This window comes from Larkinella harenae, assembly GCF_054780515.1.
On the sequence record NZ_BAAGWE010000001.1, the window covers coordinates 1214123 to 1240461 of the forward strand.

The following is a 26339-nucleotide window of genomic DNA, read 5'->3' on the forward strand; positions in this document are numbered from 1 at the left end:
AGGGCCCAATCAGCTCCCGGCCTTTTCCAGTTTTGATAGTTCAAAGGTACAAAAAGGTACTATGCAATGCAAGGTACTTTGAGAAGTGAACGGAACTGAAATGATGAACGGAAGAAATCGCGCGTTGAATGGTTAATTTGGGGATCAAAATATTCGTAAGTTTATTTGAGTTGTCAATGATCGCCAGTCGTATGAAAGCCGCCATTCTACTTTTTATAGGGTTAGTTTATTTTAATGAATTGTGTGCGCAAGCAAATTTATTTGGAAATGAATGGATTAACTATGAACAGAGTTACTACCGGATTCCGGTTTCAGAGAGTGGACTTTACCGGTTAACCGCCAGGGAGTTGCAGCAAGCCGGAATCGTGCTCTCGTCCATCGATCCCCTGAGTTTGCAACTGTTTCGCCGGGGTGTCGAACAGGCCATCTATGTGGCCGGTGAGTCTGATCAGCGGTTTGATGCGGAGGATTACCTCGAATTCATCGGGGAGCGAAATGACGGTCAGCAGGATTCAGTGCTGTACCGGCCTTCCGGCACTCAACCGCATTCATATTACAGCATGTATTCGGACACGGCGGCCTACTTCCTAACCTGGCGTCTGGATGGCAAGCCGGGGAAACGGATGACGGTTTTGACCGATACGACCACAAACGGCCTCACCCCGGAAGCTTACCACCGGGCCGAGCAACTGACGGTTTTAACCCATGAAATCTCGAACAACCAGGCCAACGGTGGGCCGTCGCCATATCCGTCGGCCAACGAGCTGTATTTTGAGGAAGGAGAGGGGTATACCGGTCCTCTGTTAAAAAAAGATAGCCTGGTCAGTCGAACTTTTCGGCTTGAAAACTGGGTACGGACCGCTCCCGAAACCGTTCAGCTGGACCTGCTGCTGAATGGCCGCGATAACACCACGCACCAAGTGGATGTGTTTACCGGAAAACCGCCGACTGGGCAAAAACCGTTGGCCACCGCTCAGTTCGAGTGGTTTAATACGGCCCGGATTTTGGTGGATATACCGTCGAACTCGGTATCGGAGACGCAGGAAGTAACGGTAGCTACGCAGTCGCGCGGGCCGTTCGAAACAGACCGGTATTCGGTGAGTTATTATCGGTTACGGTATCCCCAATCGTTTCGTCTGGGCGATTCGAAGGAGAAAAGACTGAATTTGTTGCCCAACCCGAAGGGCCGTTCCTTGGTTGAACTGACGGATGTTTCCACGAATCCCCAGATTTATGACTTGACCGACCCGGCTCAGCCCCGGCGCTTGCTGGCAACCCGGGCGAGTACGGTTTTGACGTTGGTGGTTCCGGATACCGAAACCGAGCGCCGGTTGCTGGTCAGTAGCCAAGTTCTCATTCCTTCGCGAATGGAACGAACGGTTTTTCGAAAAATGGATCCGGCAAAGCACAACTATTTAATGATCAGCCATGAGTCACTGATGAAGCCGGTGGGAAACGTGGCGAACCCCGTCAGGGAATACGCCGGTTATCGGGCGTCAGCGCCGGGCGGAGGCTACGATACGCTGGTCGTTACCATGAAGCAACTGTTCAATCAGTTCAGTTACGGCGAGCGCACCCCGCTGGCTATTCGCCGGTTTGCCGACTATATGCTGACGGACAAAACCGCATCGGCGGATACGACTAAATATTTGCTGCTGGTTGGTCGGGCCAATGCCTACTATCCGAACCGAACGAGTCCCGATCAGTATTACCGGGATCTGGTGCCAACCATTGGCAACGTGCCGGGGTCCGATTTGCTACTTACCGCGGGGCTGGCCGGTTATCCGGAACATGTGCCCGCCATTCCTACCGGGCGAATCAATACACTAAGCCCCGCCGATATTTTGGTGTACCTGGATAAAGTAAAAGAGTTTGAGCGAACACCCGCCAATGAACCCTGGCGTAAGCAAGTGCTGCACCTGAGCGGAGGACATTCGGCTTTTGAGCAAACGACCTTCCGGCGCATTCTGGATCAGGTGGGCCAAACTGCCCGGCAACGCTATGTGGGGGCCAACATCACTACCCGAGGTAAGCAAACCGACGAGCCTGTCGAGCGAATAGATGTGAGTCAAGCGGTCAATGCGGGAGTTTCGTTAATGACGTTTTTCGGGCATTCGTCACCCATCGTTACCGACCTGGATTTTGGCTACGCATCCAAACCGGCCTACGGATACCGCAACAAAGGACGCTATCCGCTGATGTTCTTCAACGGCTGCGGCATTGGCAATATCTTTTTTGGATCGGTGGGAAATCTCTCGACGGATTGGCTGCTGACCCCCGATAAAGGCGCAATCGCCATTCTGGCGCACAGCGGCTCGGGTTTTTCCGGCCCGCTCGAAACCTACACCCAACAGTTTTACCAGACGTTGTTTGCCGATAGCTCCTTCCTGAATAAACCGATCGGACTGATCCAGCAGGAAACCACCCGGCGGGTACTGGAAAAATATAATGGCCCTTACGACATCTCCAATGCGCATCAGATGGTGTTGCAGGGCGATCCGGTGTTGCGGTTATTTCCCCTGATAAAGCCTGATTTTAGTATCAATTCTTCAGATGTGTTGGCCAGCGAATCAACGCAAGATTCCGTACGGCTGAAAATTGTGGTGACCAATGCCGGACGGTTTGAGCCTGGCCAGCCAGTAGAGCTGGCGGTTCGGCAGCGGCAGGCTGATGGAGCCATGCGGTCGTACGGGATAAAAACACACACAGCCATTGCGTATCGGGATACCGTCGACTACGCTTTTCGACCCGATTCGCTGCTGTTGAACAACAAAACAGAACTAGTCAGTCGGTTTGAAATGGCCATCGATCCCCACAATCGGGTTGATGAGCTGGACGAAACGAACAATGTGCTGGTTTTTGATTTGAAACGGGATGCAAACGGCTATCAACTCGTGTTGCCCGATTCGGGCCAGCGGTTTCCGCCGGATCGGTTCAACCCGTTGCTGGACGTGACGTTCGACGGTTTGTTTATCCAGAATAATGCGCTGGTTTCGTCGAACCCGTTGATTCAAATCATTTTGCAGGACGAAGATCCGTACCGGATTCGGCTGGATACCGTTGGAATCGAGGTATTGCTGAAAAAACCGTGCGTGACTTGCGGGCTGGAGCGTGTATCGTTCAGTAGTCCCGAGATCAGCTGGCAACCCGCCGGTCCCGACAATCGGTTTGTCCTGCATTTCCGTCCCCAAAACCTGCCAGATGGTTTGCACACGTTACAAGTTCACGCAACGGATGTGGGCGGCAACCGACCCGGCCCGGAACCTTACGAGATTCAGTTTTGGGTAAAAGCGGAGGATAGTCTGTCGGTGGTGCGGGCAACGCCGAACCCATTTTCAATGCACACCCGGTTCCGGTTTACCATTGTCGGTAACGAGCGGCCGGAAGAGGGCCAATTCCAGATTCGGAATTTGAAGGGCCACTTGATTCGCATACTGCCGGTGCCGGTTCGCGTGGGCGAAAATACCATCCTCTGGAACGGAACCGATCAGGGCGGAATGCCCGTGCCCAATGGCGTCTATCTGTTGCAGTTGCTGTTGAATGATGGACGACAGAAAACCGGTAAGGTGGTGCTGAGTCGGTAAAGTACAACGGTTTTTGTGCCACGGCGACCGATAAAAACGGGATGGACGTAATTGATTGCGGAAGGGATTTGTTTTCTTTGCCAGCCGGATTACCTGCGGTTGACCAAGAATTGATGAAATCCGTACCATCCACGTTTACAACCACCCAATACGGCCTCTTTCTGGGACTGCTCGGGGTGATCTGTTTTAGTTTCACGGTTCCCATGACCAAGCTGGCCTTGTCGAGCTTCAACCCCTGGCTGATCAGTTTTGGGCGTCTGGCTGGAGCGGGTTTGCTTTCCCTGATTATTTTACAGCAGCAGCAAAAACTCTACCTGATCAGGAAGCACATCCGTATACTGGCGGGTATTTCGCTGGGTGTGGGGCTGGGTTTTCCGGTGTTGATGAGCGTCGCGCTGGCGTCGACATCCTCGTCTCATGCCGGTATCGTTCTGGCATTGCTGCCGCTGACAACGGCCATTTTTGGCGCTATTATTCACCGGGAATCGCATAGTAAACTTTTCTGGACCATTTCGGCCAGTGGTTGTCTGACGGTTCTGGGCTATGTGCTGTTTCGGGAGGAAGTACAGCTGCAACTGGCGGATTTGCTGCTCCTGGCTGCGGCTTTGTTTGCCAGTTTCGCTTATGCACTGGGAGCGAAGCTTTCCAGACAGATTTCCGGTCTGGATGTCATTTGTTGTGCCCTGGTTATTGTGCTCCCTCTCACGATTCCGGCCGCCCTGGTGGCCTGGTCGTATCAACCTCCACAAACCGTCGAACAGAGCGCGTTGGTGGGCTTGGTGTATGTTACGTTGTTCAGCCAGCTCTTCGGATTTGTACCGTGGTACAAAGGGCTGGCAATGGGCGGGGTGGCGCTGGTTTCGCAGCTGCAGTTATTGCAAACTTTTTTCACGCTACTAATTTCGGCCTGGCTGCTGGGTGAACACATCGGCTGGCTCGAATACGGCATTGCGTTGCTGGTAATTGCCCAAATTTATATTGCCAAAAAAGTCGATTGATTCCTTAATCCCAGCATTCCATCAGCAGCAGGTCGCCGGAACGATACTGAATGCGAACAAAACCGTCTTCGGCGGCTTCGTTGCTGCTGCCGGTTCGGTGGCCCAGCGTCAAGGCTTCGTCGTTCAGGTTATACTTCAGTCCTTCGGTTACAATACCGTCGACCACGCCCACCGGAATGAGCGAAATGGGCGTGCGTTGGGCGTACCATTTTTCGAAGAAACCGTTCAGAGGAATCACCTTCGAATGATCGTCGATCATCACAATTTTGATTTGATCCTTGTACCGGACCATGTCGGTCAGGTTCGTGATCGTATGGTCGGCCCGGCGGCCCGTAGCCCACACAATGTTGACTGCCGGAAAACCGCGTTCGATCAGGAATTCGATGCCTTTGTTGAGGTCCGTTTTGGTTTGATCGGGGGTATGCAGAATTTCAATGGGATATTGCCGTTCGCGGACGATTTCGAAGTCGGGTTGGTCGTCGAAATCACCCAGTAGTGCATCTACTTTAATGCCTAGATCGAGCACCCGCCAGATGGCATTATCGAGTACCACCACGAACGGATTCCATTCGAGCAGTTGTCCCAATAATTCCGGGTTGCAGCTCTCGCCGTTGGCAATCAGCAGCGCCGGTTCCTGTTTATCGCGTACAATGTGATGAGAAGACATGTTTTTGGAATGACGAATGAACTATGAATCTTTAATCATTCAATAAGTCTTTTTATCGGTTTTGGTCATCCAGGCTTCAAAAACCGTCCAGGCTTCGTCGCGGAGCCGTTGTTGCATCGGAATGCTGCGGGCTTCACGGGGCTTTTCCAGTTCCTGATAAATAAAATGATCGTCGAAACCCGCCTGAGCTGCGTCGGAATGCAGGCAACCGAAAACGATGCGCTCCGGTCGGGCCCAGTAAATTGCGCCCAGACACATCGGGCAGGGTTCGCAGGATGTGTAGAGGGTGCAGCCCGTTAGCTGAAACGTTTGCAGATTCCGGCAGGCATCGCGAATGGCCACCACTTCGGCATGGGCTGTTGGGTCGTTGGTGGACGTAACCTGGTTGCAGCCACGCCCGACAATCTCGCCGTTTTTAACAATCACCGCACCGAACGGGCCGCCCTGGCCCGTGTCAATGCCTTCCTGGGCAAGCCGAATGGCTTCCCGCAAAAAATCGTTGTCTTGTGCATTCATATCCATTGATGTGGTAAAAACCGTTCCGACTACGGTTTTCGGGTTTGTAACTGCTGGCGGATGATGGTCACGGCTTCGGGTGTGTTCGCGTTGGTGAATTCCCGAACGTCATCAATTTCCAGTAATTCAATGTCGTTCGCCATCAGGATGGTTCGGGGATAGGGCGTTCCTTCTTCAATTGCCCGCAGCATGGCCGGATACGCAGCCGGTTCCCAAATACAAACCGATGGTTCCGGAAACCGGTGGTCGCTGTCCCAAAAAGCCGTTGCCAGTTGATCGGTTTTACGGTTTCTAACCAGTTTCTGAAGCGACTGTTCAGAGAACAACGGCAAGTCGCAGACCATCACCAACCAAGCGTGCCGGGCCGATTGCTGCTGGAAAGCCGTCAGAATACCCGCCAGCGGTCCGGCCACCGGTGTGTCATCCACCAGTCGGTTGAACCGGCTGCCAGTTAGTTGCCGATCCTGGTCGGCATTGACCGACACGAAAACCTTCTCGCAATACCGGGCCAGCAGGTCGTACACATGTTCGTACTGCGGTTTGCCGTGGTAGCTGATCGTACTTTTATCGACACCCATGCGCGTACTGCGTCCACCGGCCAGCACCAGGCCCCGCAGTGGAGCCGGTTCAGGCATTTTGGTGGAAGTCATGTTTACCGCCGGTTTTGTCCAGCAACCGGGTTTCTTTAATCACAATGTCGTGCGAAAAGGCTTTGCACATGTCGTAAACCGTCAGGGCGGCCACCGAAGCGCCTACCAGCGCTTCCATTTCAACACCGGTTTTAGCTTCGAGGGCCGTGGTGCATTCGATAATAACCTCATTGCCTTCCGTGGTAACGCTGAACTTACAGCTATCAAGGCCGAGCGGGTGGCAGAGCGGAATCAGGTCAGACGTCCGTTTGGCGGCCATGGTTCCGGCGATAATGGCCGTTTGAAAAACCGGTCCTTTCTTCGTCTGAATATCCTGCCCCTGCAGGTGTTGCATGATTTCGCTATTCAGAACAACGATGCTGCGGGCGCGGGCCACTCGCCGGGTAACGGCTTTGTCGCCAACGTCCACCATGGATGGATTGCCTTTGGAATCAATGTGGGAAAACATAAAAAAGTGGTGCGTGATGCGTGATGAATGAAGAATCGCTTTGCCGGGTACCAGATTTTTTGGCAGCATTGACCGCCGGGCGGCCCCGTCTTTAACGCTTCACTCTTAATTCATACTTCTTTAAAGTTTGGTAAACACGGTGAACGGGGAGACCCATTACGGTGTAAAAAGAACCTTCGATGCGTTGAATGCCGATCATGCCGATGGGTTCCTGCACCCCGTAGGCACCTGCTTTGTCGAACGGGCGGTAGTTTTCAACGTACGATTGAATTTCGTACTCGTCGAGGGGATTGAAAAAAACCGTCACGACGTCGGTAAACGAAACCGTTTCTTCGGCCGACAGCAGGCAAACGCCCGTCATGACCTGGTGCGGTCGACCCGAAAGCCGTCGGAGCATGTGCATGGCTTCGTCGGCGTCGGCGGGTTTGTTCAGAATATCGGCATCGACAACCACAATCGTGTCGGCGCATAGCACCAGCTGATCACCCAGATCGTCCCGAAACCGGTCGGCTTTTTGCCGGGCCAGGAACGCCGGAACATCCACGGGGGGCATATCGGCCGGAAAGATTTCATCGGTCGGTCGAACTTCAACACGGAATGTACAGCCCATTTCTCGCAGCAGCTGATGCCGCCGGGGCGAATTAGATGCCAACACCAGTGGCCGGGTCAATTGCATGGATTTCGAAAAAATCTTTGTATACTTTAAACTGTTTAGGGGCTAACTGTATCTATCCCCTGCAAACTTACTAACTAAACTGGTCTTGAAAATACCCTTTCAAATCCGATCGGCAACACCGGAGGAGGCTGAAATGCTGATCAGGCTGGTAATTCAAACGACGCCGGAAGCTTTTGGGCTATCGCACAATCCGGCTGAGTGGGCGGAAGCGTATATAGCGAGTGTTTTTTGAAGGAACAAGTGCGTGTTGAACTTCTTGATCCTCAAAATAACTTTTTTCTGGCTTTTAGTGCTGATCAGGCGTTGGTAAGGTATGCCAAATGGCGTCAAAACTGCCCTCCGCGACGACGAAAGGGGCAAAAGGGTTTTGGAATTCAGCGTCTGTCTGTGCTGGATACCCAGATAGGAATGGGCGCGGCAGGCAATCGATGGAACACTGTTCGGGCTACGCCATTTTGGGCGGATAGAAAACCGGTGAGCTGGGCGTTTGGGAGCGGAATGAGCAGACCATCGGCTTTTGCAAACAGCGAGATTATTGGATGAAAAAAGAAGTATAGTAGCGTGAACGCAATCTGCCATCGTTTTACCGACTCCGCGATTATGCCTCCCCTGCGAACGGGATGGCTAATGGTGGTATGGCTATTGCTAACGGGTTGGACGGCGCAGGCGCAGGAGATTAAAATTCCGGTTCCTGACACCAAAAATGGGTTGCCTACGGAGGATGATTCGCTGGCCAAAGCAGCCCGGGACAGTGCAACGGCGGTGCGCGACAGCGTTTTCTACACGACCCTGAAAAACCGCATGTTTAAGCGTAAAATCACCCGGGAGCTGCACAAGTTGCTGTTTCATGACATGTACAACAGCCGGATCAAAACCGGTGACGTCAATGAAATTGAGACGAATCCTTTTGCCGCGTACCAGGGCCGGGTAATCCGTAAAATCTACATCCGGCGGCTTGAGGTGTTAGGACCCAGCGTGTATGATACCCTTCGCAAGCCCCGGAGCTGGCTCGAACGGTTTGCGAACCGGCTTCATGCGGATACCCGCGAAGGTGTGATCCGGCGCTCCTTTTTGCTCTTTGAGGAAGGCGACCGGGTTAGTCCGGATACATTGCGCGACAACGAGCGGCTGCTGCGGAATACCAATGTTTTCCACGATGCCCGCATCATTGTGGTTCCGCACGAAGATAGCCAGGGATTTGTGGATGTGTACGTCATTACCCAGGATGTGTGGTCGCTGACACCGTCGGGGAGCGTGGGCGGTTTCAACCGTTTCGACCTGCGGCTGGATCAGCGGAACTTTCGGGGACTGGCGCATACCTTCAGTAATCAGGTGCTTTACAATGCCGATGATCCGTTTCAAAAACTCGAATACCGGGGCCGCTACATTATTCCGTACATTGGGAAAACCTTCTTTACGGGGCAGGCCGACTTGATCGAGACCCGCGACCTGAAGCAGTATGCCGTACGGTTTTACCGCCCGTTTCTGACTCCGGATACCAAGTGGGCCGGTTCGATCGAAGTGAGCCACAACCGCTTTCCCCGCTATGCGGTTTTTTCCGAAGACAGCGCACAGCTCATCCGGCTGAATTACAACTACAACGATGTTTGGGCAGGTTACGCTTTCAGACCGTTTTTTAGTTTTCTGGGCGAAGGCGACGACCGGACGCGGCTGGTGGTGGCGGCCCGGTTTACCCGGCTTGCATTTACGGATCGTCCGGAAATTCGGGCCGATACCAATCAGCTGTTTCAGAATACCAACGCCACTTTGTTTACCATCGGTCTGTCGCGTCGGCGTTACGCACGGGATGTGTTGATTTACGGTTTTGGGCGTACGGAGGATGTGCCTTACGGGAGTCTGGCCGCAATTATTGTCGGGTATGATAACGCTGAACTGGGAAAACGCCGGTACATTGGTTTTAAATATTCCAAAGCCCATTACCTCGAATCGTTTGGCTACCTGTTCGGAGCTATCAACATTGGCAGTTTTTTTCGCGAGGAAAAAGGGTTGGAGCAGGGTGTTCTAACGCTGGAATCAAGCTACTTTACTCCCTTGCGCACTACCACCTGGGGCAACTGGCGGCATTTCGTGAACCTGCGGTATACGATGGGTGCACAGCGGTTTAGCAACGAGTTTGTTACGCTGAGTGGCCGGGACCGGCTCGGGATCAACAACGATAATCTGCGGGGAACGAAGCTGCTGTTGACCAATCTGGAGAATATTCTGTTCTCCCGGCTCAATATCGTTGGGTTTCGGGTGGCTATTGTTACGTTCGCAACCTTAGGCCTGGTGAGCTACCAGACCAAACGGCTGTTTCAGGGGCCGTTGTACCAGGGCTACGGTTTGGCCTTCCGGCTCCGGAACGAAAACCTGACCTTCAATAGTTTTCAGATTCGTCTGGCGTGGTACCCCAATATTCCGGGCAATAGAGCTCCCTTCCGACCTGCTTTTGAGGGGGTTCCGGCCGCCCGCTTTCGTGACTTCGATATTTCGGCACCCGAAATAATTCCATTTCGCTGAAACTTTTTTTTGATATACTGTTGTTACATTAAATGTATAAACATTATATTTGCAACGTTAATCAGAAAATGGGAATTCGGGGTTAAATAGTTTATTTTGCAACTGAACCGGAGGTACCGTTTCTCTCTTAGTACGAATGACAATGCCAATTGAAAATGACATAAAACAGACTACATCATTCCGTTCTCCCTATCACAAGATGACGGTCAATCTGATGTATACAAATGGATGGATCTGCGATGAGCAGATGCAGTTGCTAAAGCCCTACGGTTTAACCATCCAGCAGTATAACGTCCTGCGAATTCTGCGCGGTCAATATCCCAGTCCGGTCAAAGTGGCGGATATCACCGAGCGGATGCTGGATAAAATGTCGAACGCATCCCGGCTGGTCGATAAGCTTTTACTGAAAGAACTGGCCCAGCGGACCGAATGCCCGAATGATCGCCGGGCGGTCGATGTGGTGATCACGGAGAAGGGGCTGGACTTGTTGAAAATCATGGATCAGCACCAGAACCAGTGGGAAAAACGGTTTCATAATCTTTCGGAAGCGGAAGCCGAGCAATTGAACCACCTGCTGGACAAACTCCGGGGATCGTCGGAATAACGCGCTTACTTTTTTAATCAATTACTCATAATTCACCACTTCATTTACCTTAAATTCAATCTCATGTACAAGCAAATTTTAGTTGGGTTTGTCGCTATCGCCGTAGCAGTGAGCAACCCTGTAGCAGCAAGCGGAACAACTGACCGTGGCAATGACAAAACTGTCAAAACTACCGTAGCCAAAACAACAACGTACAATATTGACGTTGACAAGAGTGTGCTGACCTGGAATGGCAAAAAAGTGACGGGCGAGCACAGTGGGCCGGTTAAAGCCGAAAAAGGCTACCTGACCGTCAACGGCAGCAAATTGACCGGAGGTTTGGTATCCATTGACCTGCGCACGATGACCAGTACCGACCTGAAAGACAACAAAGAGTACCACGACAAGCTGATCAATCACCTGAAATCAGACGACTTTTTCTCCGTTGCCAAACACCCGGTTGCTACCTTCAAAATCACGAAAGTAAAAGGTGCCAGCGGCAACACTGCCGACGTAACCGGCGATTTGACGATTAAAGGCATTACGCACCCGGTGACGTTCCCGGTAACCGTTAATGTGGCAGGCAATACCCTGACCGCAACGGGAAAAGCCACCATCAACCGGGCGAAATACGATATTAAGTACGGTTCGAAGTCGTTCTTTGACAACCTGGGCGACAAAGTGATCTATGATGACTTTACCGTTGATATGAACATTGTGGCCACCGCCGACAACGCTTCAGCCGCCAAAGCGAAATAAGTACCCCTCGTAACTTCATCAACGACCGCGCTCCTGGTTACCAGGGCGCGGTTTTTTTAGTTATTCAAACCGGGGTAAGTCATCCAGAAAATCAATGGTATTGAGCTGGTAATCAACACAACAGCAGAAGTGGGTCAGACCGTTGGTGACCACAATATAAGGAGCCTGGTGGACGTGGTTGTAACGGCCAATCTGATCGAATACCTGTTGGTTGACAGTAATCTGGGGGGCTTTGCATTCGACCAGCAGAAATGGTTTTCCGGCGCGGTCAAAAACCAGAATATCCGTTCGTTTTCGCAATTGGTTGAGTTTCAGGCCACCTTCCATGCGGATTAAGGCTTTCGGATACGCATACTGATTGAGCAGCAAATGGACAACGTGCTGCCGAACCCATTCTTCCGGTGTAATCAGGACGTACTTCTTTCGGAGCACATCGAAAATATACGGTTTTCCGTCGATCTGCTTCGTATTATACTCAAAAACCGGTAGGTTTAGCGATTCCATAACCAAAAGTAAGGAACGAAGAAGGAAAGGAAGTAGGGCAGGGGAAAAAATCCGGCTCATATCGGCTCTTTTTTCCAGCCTTGCTCCCGCGTAGCCTATGAAAACAAAAAGCGAGATTGTCCGCAACTGGTTGCCCCGGTATACGGGAACGCCCATTGAGCAATTTGGCGAATATATTCTGCTGACGAATTTTATCAACTATGTTGAGCTGTTCGCCCAGAAATTCGACACCGAAATATTTGGTTTGGGGCGGGCCATGCAAACCGCCACCGCCGACAATATCACCATCATCAACTTTGGAATGGGCAGCGCTATGGCCGCCACGGTTATGGATCTGCTGACAGCCGTTAGTCCAAAAGCGGTGCTGTTTTTGGGGAAGTGCGGAGGGTTGAAAAAAACGCTGGTCGGCGACCTGATCCTGCCGATTGCTGCCATTCGGGGCGATGGAACGAGCGACGATTACCTGCGGCCCGAAATTCCGGCGTTACCGTCGTTTCGTTTGCAACGGGCGGTGTCGTCCATGATCAAAAAGCACGAGATGGATTACTGGACCGGTACGGTTTATACAACCAACCGACGCATCTGGGAGCACGACGAAAAATTCAAGAATTACCTGGTGGAAATCCGGGCGATGGCGATTGACATGGAAACCGCGACGATCTTTACCGTCGGTTTTGCCAATTCCATTCCGCACGGGGCCTTGCTGCTGGTTTCGGATAATCCGATGGTGCCGGAAGGCGTCAAAACCGAAGAAAGCGACAAACGCGTGACAGGCCTGTTCGTTGAGAAACACCTGCAAATTGGCATCGACGCTCTTCAGGAACTAGCGACCTCCGGCGAATCGGTGAAACACCTTAGATTTGAATGATGAATTAAGAGTGATGAGTAGACTTTGAAACAGCAACTTATAACTCTTAATTCATAACTCTTACCTCAATTGCAGTAATCGCTAATCGCCTTATAAGACGGCGCATAACCGAGTTCACCGGACTTGCTGAGGTCGAGGCAGCCGCCGTTTTCGTCACCGAGGCTGTGCCGGATGATACCACGGACGTAGTATACTTCGGCGTATTTGGGGTCGAGCTGGAGGGCGCTGTTGCAATCCAGAATGGCGCCTTTCTGGTCGCCCTGTTGTGAGCGGATCAGTCCACGAGTGAAATAAGCTTCTGAATACGTTGGGTTGAGTTCAATGGCTTTGTTCAGATCGGCCACCGCTCCCTTGGTGTCGTTGATTTTGTTGCGGCTAACGGCTCGGTTGAAATAGGCTTCGGGTCGCTCGGTTGAGAGGGCATCGATTTTATTTTTTGGCCGCACGGCGTTCCGCAATCCATCCAGTACGGTTTTTGAAATTTTGCCGTTGTACACCACTTTCGTTTCAACATTGTCATTTTTCGTTTCGATGGCCATGTTAAAATCCTGAATGGCTCCCCGCTGATCACCCAGTTTGTCGCGGCTGAATCCCCGGCCGTAATAAGCGCGGTAGTTGGTTGCATCGAGCGTAATCGCCCGGGCGTAATCGTTTAAAGCTCCCTTATGATCGTCCAGTTTGTTTTTGGCGAAACCCCGGTTATAAAAAGATTCGCCATCTTCGGGAGCCAGTTCAACGGCTTTAGTGAGGTCGTCAACGGCTTTCTGATATTGCCCCAGCTGCACCAGCGAAAACCCCCGGCCCGCATAAGCTTGGGCGCGTTTGGGGGTGAGCTCAATTACTTTTGAAAAATCGGGCAAGCTCCCCGCAAAATCATCCAGTTTCTGTTTGGTAATCCCACGGGCATAGAGTGCCAGCGGATTGTTAGGGTCCAGTTCAACGGTTTTTGAAAAATCCTGGAGGGCGCCCCGGTACTGCTCCAAACGACTGCGACTCACTCCCCGGTGATAATAAGCCTGCGCATCGGCAGGAGCCAGCTCGATAGCCCGGCTGAAGTCTAACAGGGCCCCGCGGTGGTCGTCCTGTTTGCTTTTGCTCACCCCACGACTTAGGTAAGCCAGCGCGTCTTTTGCGTTTAGCTCAATAGCCCGATCGTAATCCAGAATGGCGCCACGGTGGTCTTTCAAATTGGCTTTGGCAAGCCCACGGTTGTAGTAGCTGGGGGCGTTTTCGGGGTTGGAGCCGATGGCCATACTGAAATCTTGCAGAGCACCCACAAAATCGCCCGATTTACTTTTGGTGATACCGGCGTCAAAAAAATTAGCTGCCGTCTGCTGGGCTTGCAAAAGTAATGGACAAAGTAAGGCGCAAAATAGAAAGGAAAGAGAACGGTAAAGTGTAAACATAAGTAGAATTACGGTTGAACAGAAGGCAATTATGGGATAAAATTAAGACTTGATTGTCTATGCATCAACAAACGCTTGCATTAAATTTTGTCTCTTACTAGGCCATTGCTCTATTTCTTACGTCTGTGTAACCGTATTTGTAAATAAGTAAATAAACGAAACCAGTAAGGTTTTGTCGGACCCTGCCAGAATGCAATTGATGTCTTTACAGAAGTGCACCTGAACTGAGCTCTATTTTGGCCAGTTGCTGACAAAACTATTCCGCTATTATGACAATATGTCATATTTATTTAAGGAAATAAGACTTTTTATGACAAAATGGCATTAATAATTCTTTTTTTGGGATTGGTACACAAGTTGAATAAAGGGATATCGTAATCAAGAACTTTAAAACATAAACACCATACAAGTCATGAGAACCTTAGTCCAATACAACCAATTACCGTCTCTGTTTAACAACCTGGTAGCCCGTGAATTTGACCGGCATTTTAGCGCCCCTGCACTTGCCAAAACCGCTACCACCGTACCGGCTAACATCAAGGAAGATGAAACGGCTTACCACATTGAGTTGGCTGCACCGGGATTGAAAAAAGAAGATTTCTCAATCAACCTGAATAATAATCAATTGACCATTTCGGCCAAGCAGGAGCACACCGACGAAGAAAAAACGGAAAATTTTACACGCAAAGAATTTAGCTATAGCTCATTTGAGCGGAGCTTCCGTTTACCAAAAAATATCAACAGCGAGCAAATTCAGGCCGCCTATGTCGACGGTATTCTGAAAATAGAATTGCCGAAAGTTGAAAAAACGGTTGTTGAACCCAAGCAAATTGCAGTAGCGTAAGGTTAGTAAACGCATAGAAAGAAACCCCGGTCCGGTTGGATCGGGGTTTTTATTTTTAATAGCCGCGAACGTTTCTGAAGAAATGCTCTAGTTTCTGCTGATCCAGTTTGCCAGCTGTGCGGACGCTGCTGCATAGATCGAGGCCAAACGGTTGGACCGTGTCGATGGCTTCGCGGACATTCTCCGGTTTCAGGCCACCAGCGAGAAAAACCGGCACCCGGCTCTGTTCCACAATCCGGCGACTCAGGGACCAGTCGTGGCGTCGGCCCGTACCACCGAGTTCCTTGACGGCCAGCTTGGGGTTTCCCGAATCAAGCAATAAGGCATCAACTTCTTCGGCCGACTCCAGGGCTTCGTCGATACTCAGCTCATCGAGGACGTGAATGACCTGAACCAGTTTGACGCCCGGCAAGGCTGCACGCAGCACCCGGTAACTGCCTTTCGGCAGAGCATCGACCAGTTGAACGGTATTCGTCTGAACCCGATGCTGGTGCTCTATGACGGCTTCGGCCGAGGGTTCGCTTGTGAGCAGGAAGGTCGCGACGGGCGGAGGAACAGTGCGGGCAATGGCCCGGATGAGGTCATCGTCGATGATGCCTGGCCCGCTGGGCATCTTTCCGACCAGACCCACGGCGGAAGCGCCCGCAGCTACAGCCATGCGGGCCTCTTCGGTGCTGCTGATGCAACAGATTTTTACGTGCATACTGAATTAATTCAACGGCTCTGCTAGTTATTAAACAAATTAATGAACAAAGGAACAGCCACTGCATTTTATAAGCAGCAGAATCCTGCCTGAACAGTTATTTTTGTGGTATGAATACACCGACTGACGCGTATGCGTCGCTTCGTTATCCCGAATTTCGCTTTTTCGTTAGCAATAGTTTTCTGATTACCGCTACTTTGCTGATTCAGGAGGTCATTCTGGGGTACGAATTATACAAAATGACCCACGATCCGCTGGCGCTGGGTTTGGTCGGGTTGGCCGAAGCCTTGCCGTTCATTGCCTTATCGCTTTTTGGCGGGCACCTGGCCGACCGGAAAGAAAAGCGTTCCATTCTGCAAATTAGTTTGTCAGTTATTATTCTGGGTTCGGTTATTCTGTACCTGGTTTTCCAGCCGTCGGTGGTAGCCCATTTGTCACAGACGGCGCAACTGGCGGTTATTTACGGGGTGCTGGTGCTGATCGGTACGGCTAAAGGATTCTACTCGCCAACGAGTTCGTCGTTGAAACCGTTTCTCGTACCGCGGCAGCATTATGCCAACTCGTCCACCTGGTCGGGTTCCTTCTATCAGGCCGGCGCTATTGTGGGGCCGGGCATGGCGGGCTTTCTGTATGTCTGGCTGGGGCTGGACAATTCGTTGCTGGTAGTGATCGGGCTGCTGCTGGTGTGTCTGGTCCTGATTTCCATGATCAAGAAAAAGCCGGTTCCGGTGATGGAGGGGCAACAAGATGGCCTGTGGACCAGCCTGCGCGAAGGAATTCGGTTTGTTTTTCGAACCAAAATTATTCTTTATTCCATTTCTCTTGACCTGTTTTCGGTTCTGTTCGGCGGGGTAATTGCCCTACTACCCATTTTTGCCGAAGACATTCTGAAAGTAGGAGCCGAAGGTTTGGGCGTTCTTCGGGCAGCTCCGGCCATTGGTGCCATCGGAACCATGTTGTTACTGACGCGGTTTCCGCCCACCCACAATGCCTGGCGGAACATGCTCATTGCGGTGCTGGGGTTTGGCGTCTTCTCACTGGTCTTTGCTTTTTCGACGCACTTCTGGCTGTCCGTGGTGGCGTTGTTCATGACGGGGGCTTTCGACAGCGTCAGCGTTGTTATCCGAAACACCATTTTGCAGATTTTTCCGCCCGATCACATGCGGGGCCGGGTGGCGGCTGTCAACGGTATTTTTGTCAGTTCGTCGAATGAAATCGGCGCCTTTGAATCGGGGGTGGCAGCCCGGCTGCTGGGCGTGGTGCCATCGGTGGCGATGGGTGGGATCATTACGCTGCTGGTGGTAGTCTATGTTTACTACAACTCAAAAGAACTTTTTGCGGTCCGGTTAAGCTGATGGTTTTATAGTAACAAAGCGGTTGATTGGTTGGAATAACGCCGGAGGTGTCGTTACTTTCGCGAAAAGCATAAATCCATCTACCATTGAATCATGCGTCTACTAAACTTACTCCTGGGCGGCAGTATCCTGCTGACCGTTACCCTGTCGGCTTTCGAAGCGCCTAAAAAAGAAAAGAAACTCGTTAAAGTCTGGGAAACTGATTCCACGCTGCGGGTACCGGAATCGGTGCTGTATGATCCGAAAGGAAACGTGCTGTACGTGGCAAACATTGTTGGGAAAGGTGACTCGCTGGACGGCGACGGTTTTATCTCAAAAGTATCGCTCGATGGGAAGATCGAAAATCTCAAATGGACTACGGGATTGAATGCGCCCAAGGGGATGGGAATTCATAAAAACCGGCTGTACGTAACGGACGTTTACCGGCTGGTAGCTATTAACCGAACTACCGGACAGGCCGAACAAACCTGGGATGCTACGGATAAAAAGGCTTTCCTGAACGATGTAACGGTCGACAAAGACGGAACGGTGTACGTTTCTGATAACCGGAACAATAAAATTTATCGCCTGAAAGACGACAAATGGGAAGTCTGGATTGACGGCGGAGACATCAACAATCCGAACGGTTTACTGGCGGTCGGTACCAAGACTTTGATGGTCGGCAGCACCAAAATCGGCGCGTTGCAATCGCTGGATGTGGCCACTAAAAAGCTGACCAAAATTGCCGACGGGATGGCCAATACCGATGGAATTGTTGCGGTGGGGAAAGACTTTATCGTGTCTGACTGGAATGGCCGCCTGTTCTACATCACCGCCGATGGCCAGCAGCAACTTCTGATCGATACGCGAAGTGAAAAAGTCAATGCGGCTGATATCGATTACGTTCCGGGCAAAAAACTGGTGGTTGTCCCGACGTTCTTTAAAAATAAGCTGGTTGCTTACCGGCTGGAGTAAAATCGTACGCCGGAACGCAGGATTACTCCTGCGTTCCGAGCAATTGCCGGACGGCTTTTTCTACTTTCTCTATACCAAACCCCTGCATAGCGGTTTCCATGTGATTTACAATCTGGTCGTTACCCAGGTTGCCGATGCTACCCTCGTGCGTGTGCCGCAGCTCGCGCGAAGCCGTATAGCTTTCATCGGCCACTTCGGATTTAACAATCAGGTACGCTTCCCGAAAGGGAACGCCCTGCAAAACCAGTTCATTGACCCGTTCAACGGAGAACAGAAGATCGTACTTAGGGTCATCAAGCAGGTTCGGTTTTACCTGAATATTTTCCAGCATAAAATCCGTGATTTGCAGGCAATCCAGGATTTCTTCAAACGCGGGCATCAGAATTTCTTTCAAAATCTGCATGTCGCGGTGGTAGCCTGAGGGCAGGTTGCTCATCACCAGCGTCACTTCCATCGGCAGCGCTTTCAGGCGGTTGGTTTTAGCCCGCAGCAGTTCAGCCACATCGGGGTTTTTCTTGTGGGGCATGATGCTGGAACCCGTCGTCAGGGCGTCGGGCAGTGTCACAAAACCGAAATTCTGGCTGTTGTAGAGGCAGATATCCATCGCCATGCGGGAGAGCGTAGCGGCCACGGCAGCCACGGCAGTCAGCGCGGTTTGCTCGGTTTTGCCACGGCTCATCTGCGCGTACACCACGTTGACGTGCATTCCTTCAAAACCGAGCAGTTCCGTCGTCAAGGTCCGGTTGAGCGGAAACGACGATCCGTAACCGGCGCCCGAACCCAGCGGATTGCGGTTTGCCAGCCGAAAAGCCGTTTGCAACGTCAGCATATCGTCGGCCAGTGCTTCGGCGTAGGCCCCAAACCACAGCCCGAACGACGATGGCATGGCAATCTGTAAGTGTGTATACCCCGGTAGCAGATCCGCTTTGTGCTGTTCCGAACGGGCAATAAGTCGGTCGAAAACCCGCTGAACGCCCTGAGCGACCTGCCAGAGCCGGTCGCGGGTAAACAGCTTCAGATCCACCAGTACCTGATCGTTCCGTGAGCGTCCGCTGTGGATTTTCTTGCCAACATCGCCCAGTTTGCGGGTCAGCATCAGCTCCACCTGCGAGTGAACATCTTCGATGCCTTCTTCAATCGTAAACTGCCCGGCCTGGATTTGCCCATAGATATTTTTTAACTCCTCACGCAAAATGCTTAATTCCTCGCTCGTTAAGAGGTCGATGGTTTCGAGCATGGTGGTATGGGCAAGGCTGCCCAGCACGTCGAACGGCGCGAGGTAAAGGTCCATTTCGCGGTCGCGCCCGACGGTAAACCGTTCAATTTTTTCGACGGCGGCCTGGGAATCGGTATCAGTAGTTGCTTTTTGCCAGAGTTTCAAGACGGTAATGGAATCAGTGGTAAGCGGCAAAAGTAAGCGGTTCTTTCCGGACTATTGAACTGAATAGCCAAAAACCGTTATCCGGACGGTATCAGCCCCCAGCAAACCAGCCCGACGGGCTTGCAGAGCGACCGTTCCTGGGTTTGTTACCGATTCAGGAAGGCGGAATACATCCAGACCAACTTTTCCTGTTCCCGAATGTAGTCGCTCATGAGTGCGTTTGTACCTTCATCGTCGATTTCGGCCGACAATGTCAGCAAATGACGTTCTTTTTGCAGCAGGATTTTGAAGGCTTCCAGAATTTCGCCGATGGCTTTGCGGCCGTCTGACACCTCGTTGCTTTCGGCAATGCTCGAGAGCTTGGCGTATTCGGAGTACTTGTGGCCGGGCGTATGGCCGAGGGTAAGAATCCGTTCGGCAATTTCGTCGATCTTGAGCAGCGAACTCGTATACAGTTCTTCAAATTTGAGGTGCAGCTCAAAAAATTTATCGCCCTTGATGTTCCAGTGGTAGCCCCGGGTATTTTGGTAGAAAACCGAATAATTCGCCAGCAGTTCGTTCAGTAAGCTAGCCAGTTCTTCGCTTTTTTCGGTATCGAGTCCAATTCGGTTGAGTGTTTCCATAGGGTGTAAATGGTGATTAGTGATTGAGTCAAAAAACGATAGAAAACTTCATTCTGAGCAAAATATCGTCTATTTAGCAACACCGTATTGATTCAGACAGTTTCGGGAATGGCGGTTTTTAATTGCCTGCGGAGCCAGACAAAACCGCTCGCCGACACCAGGCTCAAACCCATCACCACAATCCACAGCATAGAAAAGCCCAGCCACGTAACGATTTGTGAGCCGAAAGCCGGAGCGGTAATCTGAGCTATCGCATACGCCATTGAATAAAGCGCCAGGTATTGCCCCCGATTTTGGGAAGTGGATCGTTCCACTGTAAAGGAAAGCATGAAAGGCATCGCCAGCATTTCACCCAGGGTGTTGAAAAAGACGCAGATGATGGCCAGAAAAGCCCAGGAGCCGGTGTTCAGCAGCAGGTACGAAAAACCGATCAGTAAAACACCGGCAGCAATGATAAGCGGTTTCAGGGAAGCATACCGTTTTTCGACGGTATAGACCAGCGGCATTTCCATAAAAACAATCATCAGGCCGTTCATGGTCATTAATAAACCAATCTGGGCCTCGCTCAGGTGCATAAACTGCTTGAAATACAGCGGAATCATGCTAAACAGCTGCCAGAAACCGATGGCGAAAAGTGTGGTAGCACCGGCAAAAACCAGGAACAGGTGGTCGCGATAAGGCGACCTGACGGTCACCAACTCCGTTGTTTCGTGGGTGGTGTTTATGCGGTCGGGTGGGGGCAGAAAAACCCGTAAAACGATGGCGGCAACGATGCAGGTTAGGCCATCTACCCAGAACAGAAGGCGGTAGTCAATAGCGGCCAGGTAACCACCCAGACCGCCCCCGAGCGACCAGCCTAGATTGATCGCCAGCCGGTTGAGCGAATAGGCCCGGGTCCGGTTTTCGGGGGCGCTGTAATGCGCTACTGCCGACGAAACCGCCGGCCGGAATGTTTCGCCCAGCAGGGTGTACATGAATACAACGCCACACATGGTGTAAAAACCGTGGGCAAACTGGAGGAAAATAAGGAAAAAGCCGGAAACCAGCAGGCTCAGAAACTGCACCGGATAAAAGCCGAAACGATCGGAAAGGCGGCCGCCCAGGAAGGTTCCGAATAACGCACCGGTGCCGTAAACCGTCATGACCACGCCCGCTTCCGTGACCGTATAATGCAGGTGTTGCGTCAGGTACAGGGTGAGGTACGGCAAAACCATTGTGCCGCAGCGGTTGATGAGCATGACGCCCCCCAGCAGCCAGACGGTGGTGGGCAGCCCCCGGTAAGCATCCCGGTACAAGCGTAAACTACGGCCAATCATGCCGCAAAGGTGAACGGTTGACGGGGAATAAAAAAGAAGAACTTTGTGTAAGGCCGGGGATTATTTTTTGGCCAGCTCCTGCAAATGAATGTTGCGCCAGCGAACCTCCATCGGACGTTGCACTTTGGTGCCGTGAACCTGCAACGCAATGAAGCCGCGGGTTTCGAGCGTGTCGGTAAAATCGGTGGTCTGGACGCCATTCAGGTAAATCTTGACGGTTTTGCCAACGGCTTCGATCCGGTATTTGTTCCAGTCGAATTTGCGGAATGCCTGACGGCCTTCGGCGTTGTTTTTCAGATCGGCCAGCCAGCCGCGCCGGGCTTCGTCGTACAGCCCACCGCTCCAGGCGCGGGCCGACGGATCAATTTCAGCCTGATACCCGTGTACCCGGCCGTTTTTGTAATCCGGGCGGCTTTCGCTGCGAAACTGAATGCCGGAATTCATGCCGGTGTCAACTTTCACTTCCAGTTCCAGGATGAAGTCATCGTAGTTTTTATTGGTACACAAAAACGTATTCTGGGAGTTGGGTTTGGAAATGCCCACAATTTCGCCATTCTCGATGCGGTAATCGTTTTTTACCTGCTCTCCGCGAACGGTCCAGCCGTTGAAATTTTTTCCGTTGAAGAGAGGTTGATCCTGCTCTTTCTGAAAGGTGCAGAAAATAAGCGAGAAAGAAAGAGCGGTGAGAAGGAGGAGCTTTTTCATCGTTTGAAAAGTTGTTTCGCAGCGTTTGGTGGAAAGAATTTTTTCAGAGGCTCCGCTTACCTCCTGCTGGGAAACCCAGCGAAAGGGTCTTTTCTACTCACTCCGGCGTTATAAATATCTTCGGATCGGAGATCAATTCTCGGTGTTCTTCCAGAAATTGCTTGAAAAGCCGGATTTCTTCGAGTTGCTTTTCAATCGGGTGCGTGAGCGAATAGCTTTCCACATACACGTCTTTGAAATCGGTTATCAAATATTCCATCAGCCGGATACCGCGTTTTTTCAGCGCGTGCAGGTACAGGTTCTGGTGATTGAACGTATAGCGCGGATGTTGGTAGTAGGATGTTGTTTTGATATCGACGGCTTTGAACTTCCCGATCAGATCGACATACCCGTAAAAGAGCACATCGTCGATTTCGTACTGGCAATAAACCTGGGTTTCGACGATGGGGCGGGGCAGATACCGCCGGAATTTTTCCAGAATGTCGGCGCTGAACCGTTCTTCGTCCTCACCTTTCACCACGGCATCTTCGAACCGAACACCGCGTTCCTGGGCGGCAGTGGTAGGTGTTGGTACCCGGTTGATGGTATCAAGTAATTGCTGTAGCGACATGTTTCCGCCCGTCAGGTAACGGGAAAATACATTCAGCAGCGTTGGATAAAAACGATATTTGACCATGACTTCTTTGGAACGAATGCCCTAATTCTTGACCACAAAAACCACCCCCAGCACAATCAGCAAGACGCCCACCAGTCGCCAAACTGTCAGACCGTGTTCCCGAAATCCGAGCAAACCGTAATGGTCGAGGATAACGGCGGCCAGGAGTTGCCCAGCTACGCTTAGGCTGAGCAGGTTGCCCGCACCGATGCGCGGAACGGTGATGATCACCGTAGTGACGTAGACGGCACCCAGGAGGCCGCCCGTCCATTTCCACCAGCTGATCTCTCGCAGGGCTTCAACCGATGGAACGGGCGCGCGCAGGGCGAGACTAATCACGGTCAGCGCCACAAAACCGGACCCGAAAGAAATAAGTGCCGCCAGAATGGGGTGAGCCACCACTTGGCGCAACTGGGAATTAACCCCCGACTGCACGCTTGTGGCCACCCCAACCAGAAAGGCAAAAAGGAAGTAGATCATAGAGTTAAGAGGTATAAATTATGAAGTAAGCGTTCGCTTCGCGGAGTAATGATTTTGGCAGAGCTTTTTAACGCTTACTTCATAACTCTTCATTTTTAACTCCTTTAGGGAACGTATGATTCCAGGACCGTCATCTCTCCGTCGGGTATCAGGGTTACCTGTTTCGTCGAAGCCGGGAGCAGGGTGCACTGGCCCATTTTCAGCGGGATGCGGTACCCCTCGCCGGTTTCGACGGTGAGCGAGCCGCCCACACAAACCAGAATAACGAACGAATCCAGGTGTGTGTAGTCGTGCAGCACCTCCTGATCGAAGTTCAGCACGTTGGTGACGAAGTAATCGCTGGTAACGGCGTTGACGCTCTGATTCGGCTGCGGATCGTACTGCGTTTTGTAATGGTCGTAGTGCTGGTAGTCAATGGCGTCCACGGCCAGTTCGGTATGCAGTTCACGTTTCTGGCCTTTGTCGTCCGTGCGGTCAAAGTCGTAAATACGGTAGGTAATGTCCGAAGTCTGCTGAATTTCGGCCAGCAAAATGCCCTTGCCGATGTAGTGGACCCGGCCCGCGGGCAGAAAGAACACATCGCCAGCCTGTACTTTTTCGATGTTCAGGATGTCCATCAACGTGTTGTCCGCAACGGCTTTGACGTATTCGTCTTTGGTGACTTCCCGGTTAAATCCTGAATTCAGGGTGGAGCCTTCGTCGGATTCGATGATGTACCACATCTCGGTTTTGCCAAAACTGTTGTGCCGTTCTTTCGCCAGTTTGTCGTTCGGGTGCACCTGGATCGATAGGTCGTCGTTGGCGTCGATAAACTTAACCAGCAGCGGAAATTCGTTGCCAAACTGTTCGTAAACGTGTTGGCCAACCAGTTCTTCTTTGTAGTGTTCCAGCAGTTCCTGCAAACTTTTTCCTTTCAGCGGCCCTTCAGCTACCACGGAGATATTGCCCGCAACGCCCGATATTTCCCACGTTTCTCCACAGTTGGGCAGGGGTGAAAAATCTTTTTCCAGAACGGTTTTTATTTTCTGTCCGCCCCAGATTTTGTCTTTGAAAATGGTTTCAAACGTGAGTGGGTAAAGCATGGTTTACAGGATTTGTTCCAACATTCGAATATACAACTCAATTCCCTGTTCAATTTCCCGCAAATAAATAAATTCATCCGCCGTATGTGAGCGTTCGGAATGACCGGGCCCGCATTTGAGCGATGGGCAGTCGAGCAACGCCTGATCGGAGGTGGTGGGCGACCCGTAGGTTTCGCGGCCCAGCGATAAACCAGCCTGCACAATTGGGTGATCCAGCGGAATACTGGACGGTTTTAGGCGAATGGAGCGGGGCTGAACCGTCGAACGAATGTTTTTGCGAACGGTTTCAATGATTTCTTCCAGGGTATATTGCTCCGTGACGCGCACATCGACCGTGAAGGTGCAGGTATCGGGCACAACGTTGTGCTGCGATCCGGCGTTGATCACGGTAACCGACAATTTCACCGGACCCAGGGTGGGCGACAGTTTGGGAAACGGATTGCTCGTGAGCCACGCAATGTCTTTGATGGCGTAATAAATGGCATTATCACCCTCATCGCGGGCGGCATGGCCGGATTTGCCCTTCGCCGTGCAATCAAGTACCAGCAGGCCCTTTTCGGCAACGGCCAGGTGCATCTGCGTGGGTTCGCCCACAATGGCAAAAACGATCGGTGGCAACTCGGGCAGAAGCATCTCAAGGCCTTCACGACCCGAAACTTCCTCCTCCGCCGTGGCGGCCATCACAATGTTATACGCCAGGTCCTTCTTGCCGTAAAAGTGGCAGAACGTGGCTATTAACGAAACCAGACAGCCTCCGGCATCATTGCTGCCCAACCCATAAAGCTTGCCCTCGCGCTCAATCGGTTTGAACGGATCGAGCGTCCAGGAGGCATTGGGTTTGACAGTATCGTGGTGCGAGTTGAGCAGCAGGGTCGGTTTTGACACATCAAAAAAACGGTTTTGCGCCCAGATGTTATTTTTCGTCCGTCGATACGGAATGTTCTGTTGCTGGAAAAAGCGTTCGATTACCAACGCCGTCTGGTCTTCTTCCCGGCTGAAGGAGGGCGTTGCAATGAGCCGTTTAAGCAGGTCAATCGCCGATTCGGTTTGTGTTTCCAACGAATACGCCGTTAGTTGTGAAATCATTACTTCTTTACTTCTTAAGTTCAGTTACGGTATAAGCACTTGAAGGTAGAACGGGTCTAGCCCTCATAAAATTTGATATTCAGGTCACGCAGGAATTTTTTGATAATGTCAACGTGCACACACTGCCCAACGTTCAGAAACGGATAGTTGGAAACCCGGGTCTGGCGGCCATTGACAATTACTTCACGGTCTTCAATGTCAAAACCGAGGTGCAAATGGCGGGTCGAACTTTGCATGCCATAAATGATGCCATTGGTATCGAACAGCGGGCCGCCACTTTGCCCGCGAAGACCGGGTGTGCTCATTTCAATGCCAACAATCTCGTTGTTTTCGCCCCGCAGCCGGGTGATGATGCCGTCGATGGGAAACCGGGGTGTATTGCTGCGTCCCTCGGTGGTCCATTCAATATCGTCGAGGTCGGAGTTGAACCGGTAGTTGGTAAATTCCGGGAAAGGATAGCCCAGCCGGCATAAAGTTCGGCCCGGTTTTACTTTGCTGCTATCGCGCAGAAAGGTGGCGAAAGCGTTGTACTTCAGTTGGTTGTAGCCCTTGAATTGAATGACGGCCAGATCCTGGGTGGGGTGAAAATGGTACGTAATTTCGGTAAAGCGATCAACGGTATTGACAAACTGGCTCTTGATTCGGATGATGCTTTCCTGCCGGAGGGTATATTTACTTTCGAGTTCTTCCAGCCGGCGGGTTTGATTTCGGTCGCGGGGAATGGATCGCCGTTCCCCCTGAAATTTCATGTAGTTGTGATGAATTGCATCCGAGTTGAGTAATTGTTCGGCAACGTGTTTACAGGTAATGGCACAAGCGAACTCGTTGACGAAGAACATGGTAGAACAGGCGGGGATTACTTCACTACTGCCATACCTTCGGACAATCGATACAATAGGACGAACAAAAGGGTCGACCCGCTCAATGGCTTCAACAAACATAACAAGGGAAAATAAAACGGGAGCGCAAGATAGCA

The 26339-nt window shown here is 51.6% G+C and carries 27 protein-coding genes; 10 read left to right on the plus strand and 17 right to left on the minus strand.

Annotated features, from left to right (window positions below):
- Positions 1–176: 176 nt before the first annotated feature.
- Positions 177–3584 (plus strand): putative type IX secretion system sortase PorU2, encoded by a 3408-nt coding sequence (gene porU2, locus ACYVH9_RS04935; RefSeq protein ID WP_460635184.1) that lies wholly within the window; start codon positions 177–179, stop codon positions 3582–3584.
- A 113-nt stretch (positions 3585–3697) separates the two neighbouring features.
- The gene (locus tag ACYVH9_RS04940; protein ID WP_460635185.1) at positions 3698–4582 is read left to right on the plus strand and encodes a DMT family transporter; all 885 of its coding nucleotides are present in this window, start codon (positions 3698–3700) and stop codon (positions 4580–4582) included.
- Positions 4583–4586: 4 nt separating this feature from the next.
- On the opposite strand, the gene ACYVH9_RS04945 is transcribed toward ACYVH9_RS04940, so the two are convergent.
- The 5 genes from ACYVH9_RS04945 to ACYVH9_RS04965 form a co-directional block, all read right to left on the minus strand.
- Positions 4587–5249 carry a thiamine diphosphokinase gene (locus ACYVH9_RS04945; RefSeq protein ID WP_460635186.1) on the minus strand — a complete coding sequence of 221 codons (663 nt, stop codon included), beginning with the start codon at positions 5247–5249 and terminating at the stop codon, positions 4587–4589.
- Positions 5250–5288: 39 nt separating this feature from the next.
- Positions 5289–5765, minus strand: coding sequence for a nucleoside deaminase (locus tag ACYVH9_RS04950; RefSeq protein WP_460635187.1), 477 nt, complete (start codon positions 5763–5765; stop codon positions 5289–5291).
- A 29-nt stretch (positions 5766–5794) separates the two neighbouring features.
- A complete protein-coding gene (gene mobA, locus ACYVH9_RS04955) occupies positions 5795–6415 on the minus strand; it encodes a molybdenum cofactor guanylyltransferase (RefSeq protein WP_460635188.1) in 621 nt (206 codons plus the stop codon).
- Positions 6393–6863 carry a cyclic pyranopterin monophosphate synthase MoaC gene (gene moaC, locus ACYVH9_RS04960; protein ID WP_460635189.1) on the minus strand — a complete coding sequence of 157 codons (471 nt, stop codon included), beginning with the start codon at positions 6861–6863 and terminating at the stop codon, positions 6393–6395. Before moaC ends, mobA begins: the two co-directional genes overlap by 23 nt.
- A 91-nt stretch (positions 6864–6954) precedes the next feature.
- Positions 6955–7539, minus strand: coding sequence for a Maf family nucleotide pyrophosphatase (locus ACYVH9_RS04965; RefSeq protein WP_460635190.1), 585 nt, complete (start codon positions 7537–7539; stop codon positions 6955–6957).
- A gap of 85 nt (positions 7540–7624) precedes the next feature.
- Between ACYVH9_RS04965 and ACYVH9_RS04970 the strand changes: the two genes are divergently transcribed.
- The 4 genes from ACYVH9_RS04970 (at position 7625) to ACYVH9_RS04985 (ending at position 11401) form a co-directional block, all read left to right on the plus strand.
- Positions 7625–7771 (plus strand): hypothetical protein, encoded by a 147-nt coding sequence (locus ACYVH9_RS04970; protein ID WP_460635191.1) that lies wholly within the window; start codon positions 7625–7627, stop codon positions 7769–7771.
- A gap of 368 nt (positions 7772–8139) precedes the next feature.
- Positions 8140–10059 (plus strand): hypothetical protein, encoded by a 1920-nt coding sequence (locus tag ACYVH9_RS04975; protein WP_460635192.1) that lies wholly within the window; start codon positions 8140–8142, stop codon positions 10057–10059.
- A gap of 142 nt (positions 10060–10201) precedes the next feature.
- Positions 10202–10663: a MarR family winged helix-turn-helix transcriptional regulator gene (locus ACYVH9_RS04980; RefSeq protein WP_460635193.1), complete on the plus strand. Its 462-nt coding sequence runs from the start codon at positions 10202–10204 to the stop codon at positions 10661–10663.
- A gap of 63 nt (positions 10664–10726) precedes the next feature.
- Complete coding sequence (locus ACYVH9_RS04985) at positions 10727–11401, plus strand: YceI family protein (protein WP_460635194.1); 675 nt, start codon at positions 10727–10729, stop codon at positions 11399–11401.
- Between the two features lie 60 nt (positions 11402–11461).
- Here the strand turns inward: ACYVH9_RS04985 and ACYVH9_RS04990 are convergent, their stop codons facing one another.
- Positions 11462–11905, minus strand: a complete 444-nt coding sequence (locus ACYVH9_RS04990; protein WP_460635195.1) for a type I restriction enzyme HsdR N-terminal domain-containing protein — start codon at positions 11903–11905, stop codon at positions 11462–11464.
- A gap of 97 nt (positions 11906–12002) precedes the next feature.
- Between ACYVH9_RS04990 and ACYVH9_RS04995 the strand changes: the two genes are divergently transcribed.
- Positions 12003–12773, plus strand: coding sequence for an AMP nucleosidase (locus tag ACYVH9_RS04995; protein ID WP_460635196.1), 771 nt, complete (start codon positions 12003–12005; stop codon positions 12771–12773).
- 65 nt (positions 12774–12838) lie between these two features.
- Here the strand turns inward: ACYVH9_RS04995 and ACYVH9_RS05000 are convergent, their stop codons facing one another.
- On the minus strand, positions 12839–14179 hold the full coding sequence (locus tag ACYVH9_RS05000) for a tetratricopeptide repeat protein (protein WP_460635197.1): 1341 nt from the start codon (positions 14177–14179) through the stop codon (positions 12839–12841).
- Between the two features lie 412 nt (positions 14180–14591).
- On the opposite strand from ACYVH9_RS05000, the gene ACYVH9_RS05005 reads away from it, so the two are divergent.
- Positions 14592–15023: an Hsp20/alpha crystallin family protein gene (locus ACYVH9_RS05005; protein ID WP_460635198.1), complete on the plus strand. Its 432-nt coding sequence runs from the start codon at positions 14592–14594 to the stop codon at positions 15021–15023.
- 55 nt (positions 15024–15078) lie between these two features.
- On the opposite strand, the gene ACYVH9_RS05010 is transcribed toward ACYVH9_RS05005, so the two are convergent.
- The gene (locus ACYVH9_RS05010) at positions 15079–15726 is read right to left on the minus strand and encodes a phosphoribosylanthranilate isomerase (protein WP_460635199.1); all 648 of its coding nucleotides are present in this window, start codon (positions 15724–15726) and stop codon (positions 15079–15081) included.
- 110 nt (positions 15727–15836) lie between these two features.
- Here ACYVH9_RS05010 and ACYVH9_RS05015 point away from each other — a divergent pair, with 110 nt between their 5' ends.
- Both ACYVH9_RS05015 and ACYVH9_RS05020 read left to right on the plus strand, forming a co-directional pair.
- Positions 15837–17081, plus strand: coding sequence for an MFS transporter (locus ACYVH9_RS05015; RefSeq protein WP_460635200.1), 1245 nt, complete (start codon positions 15837–15839; stop codon positions 17079–17081).
- Between the two features lie 93 nt (positions 17082–17174).
- Entirely contained in the window at positions 17175–18035 is an 861-nt protein-coding gene (locus ACYVH9_RS05020; RefSeq protein WP_460635201.1) for an SMP-30/gluconolactonase/LRE family protein, read from the plus strand.
- A gap of 22 nt (positions 18036–18057) precedes the next feature.
- Here the strand turns inward: ACYVH9_RS05020 and argH are convergent, their stop codons facing one another.
- From argH to ACYVH9_RS05065, 9 genes are all read right to left on the minus strand, one after another.
- Complete coding sequence (gene argH / locus ACYVH9_RS05025) at positions 18058–19416, minus strand: argininosuccinate lyase (protein ID WP_460635202.1); 1359 nt, start codon at positions 19414–19416, stop codon at positions 18058–18060.
- Positions 19417–19562: 146 nt separating this feature from the next.
- Positions 19563–20039: a Dps family protein gene (locus tag ACYVH9_RS05030; protein WP_460635203.1), complete on the minus strand. Its 477-nt coding sequence runs from the start codon at positions 20037–20039 to the stop codon at positions 19563–19565.
- 92 nt (positions 20040–20131) lie between these two features.
- Positions 20132–21355, minus strand: coding sequence for an MFS transporter (locus ACYVH9_RS05035; RefSeq protein ID WP_460635204.1), 1224 nt, complete (start codon positions 21353–21355; stop codon positions 20132–20134).
- Between the two features lie 60 nt (positions 21356–21415).
- On the minus strand, positions 21416–22060 hold the full coding sequence (locus ACYVH9_RS05040; protein ID WP_460635205.1) for a 3-keto-disaccharide hydrolase: 645 nt from the start codon (positions 22058–22060) through the stop codon (positions 21416–21418).
- A 97-nt stretch (positions 22061–22157) separates the two neighbouring features.
- Positions 22158–22736, minus strand: coding sequence for a PD-(D/E)XK nuclease family protein (locus ACYVH9_RS05045; protein ID WP_460635206.1), 579 nt, complete (start codon positions 22734–22736; stop codon positions 22158–22160).
- Positions 22737–22757: 21 nt separating this feature from the next.
- Positions 22758–23195 carry a DMT family transporter gene (locus tag ACYVH9_RS05050; protein ID WP_460635207.1) on the minus strand — a complete coding sequence of 146 codons (438 nt, stop codon included), beginning with the start codon at positions 23193–23195 and terminating at the stop codon, positions 22758–22760.
- Positions 23196–23299: 104 nt separating this feature from the next.
- Positions 23300–24277 carry a type I phosphomannose isomerase catalytic subunit gene (locus tag ACYVH9_RS05055; protein ID WP_460635208.1) on the minus strand — a complete coding sequence of 326 codons (978 nt, stop codon included), beginning with the start codon at positions 24275–24277 and terminating at the stop codon, positions 23300–23302.
- Between the two features lie 3 nt (positions 24278–24280).
- Complete coding sequence (locus tag ACYVH9_RS05060) at positions 24281–25363, minus strand: M20 family metallo-hydrolase (RefSeq protein ID WP_460635209.1); 1083 nt, start codon at positions 25361–25363, stop codon at positions 24281–24283.
- Between the two features lie 56 nt (positions 25364–25419).
- Positions 25420–26304 carry a trypsin-like peptidase domain-containing protein gene (locus ACYVH9_RS05065; protein WP_460635210.1) on the minus strand — a complete coding sequence of 295 codons (885 nt, stop codon included), beginning with the start codon at positions 26302–26304 and terminating at the stop codon, positions 25420–25422.
- Positions 26305–26339 lie beyond the last annotated feature (35 nt).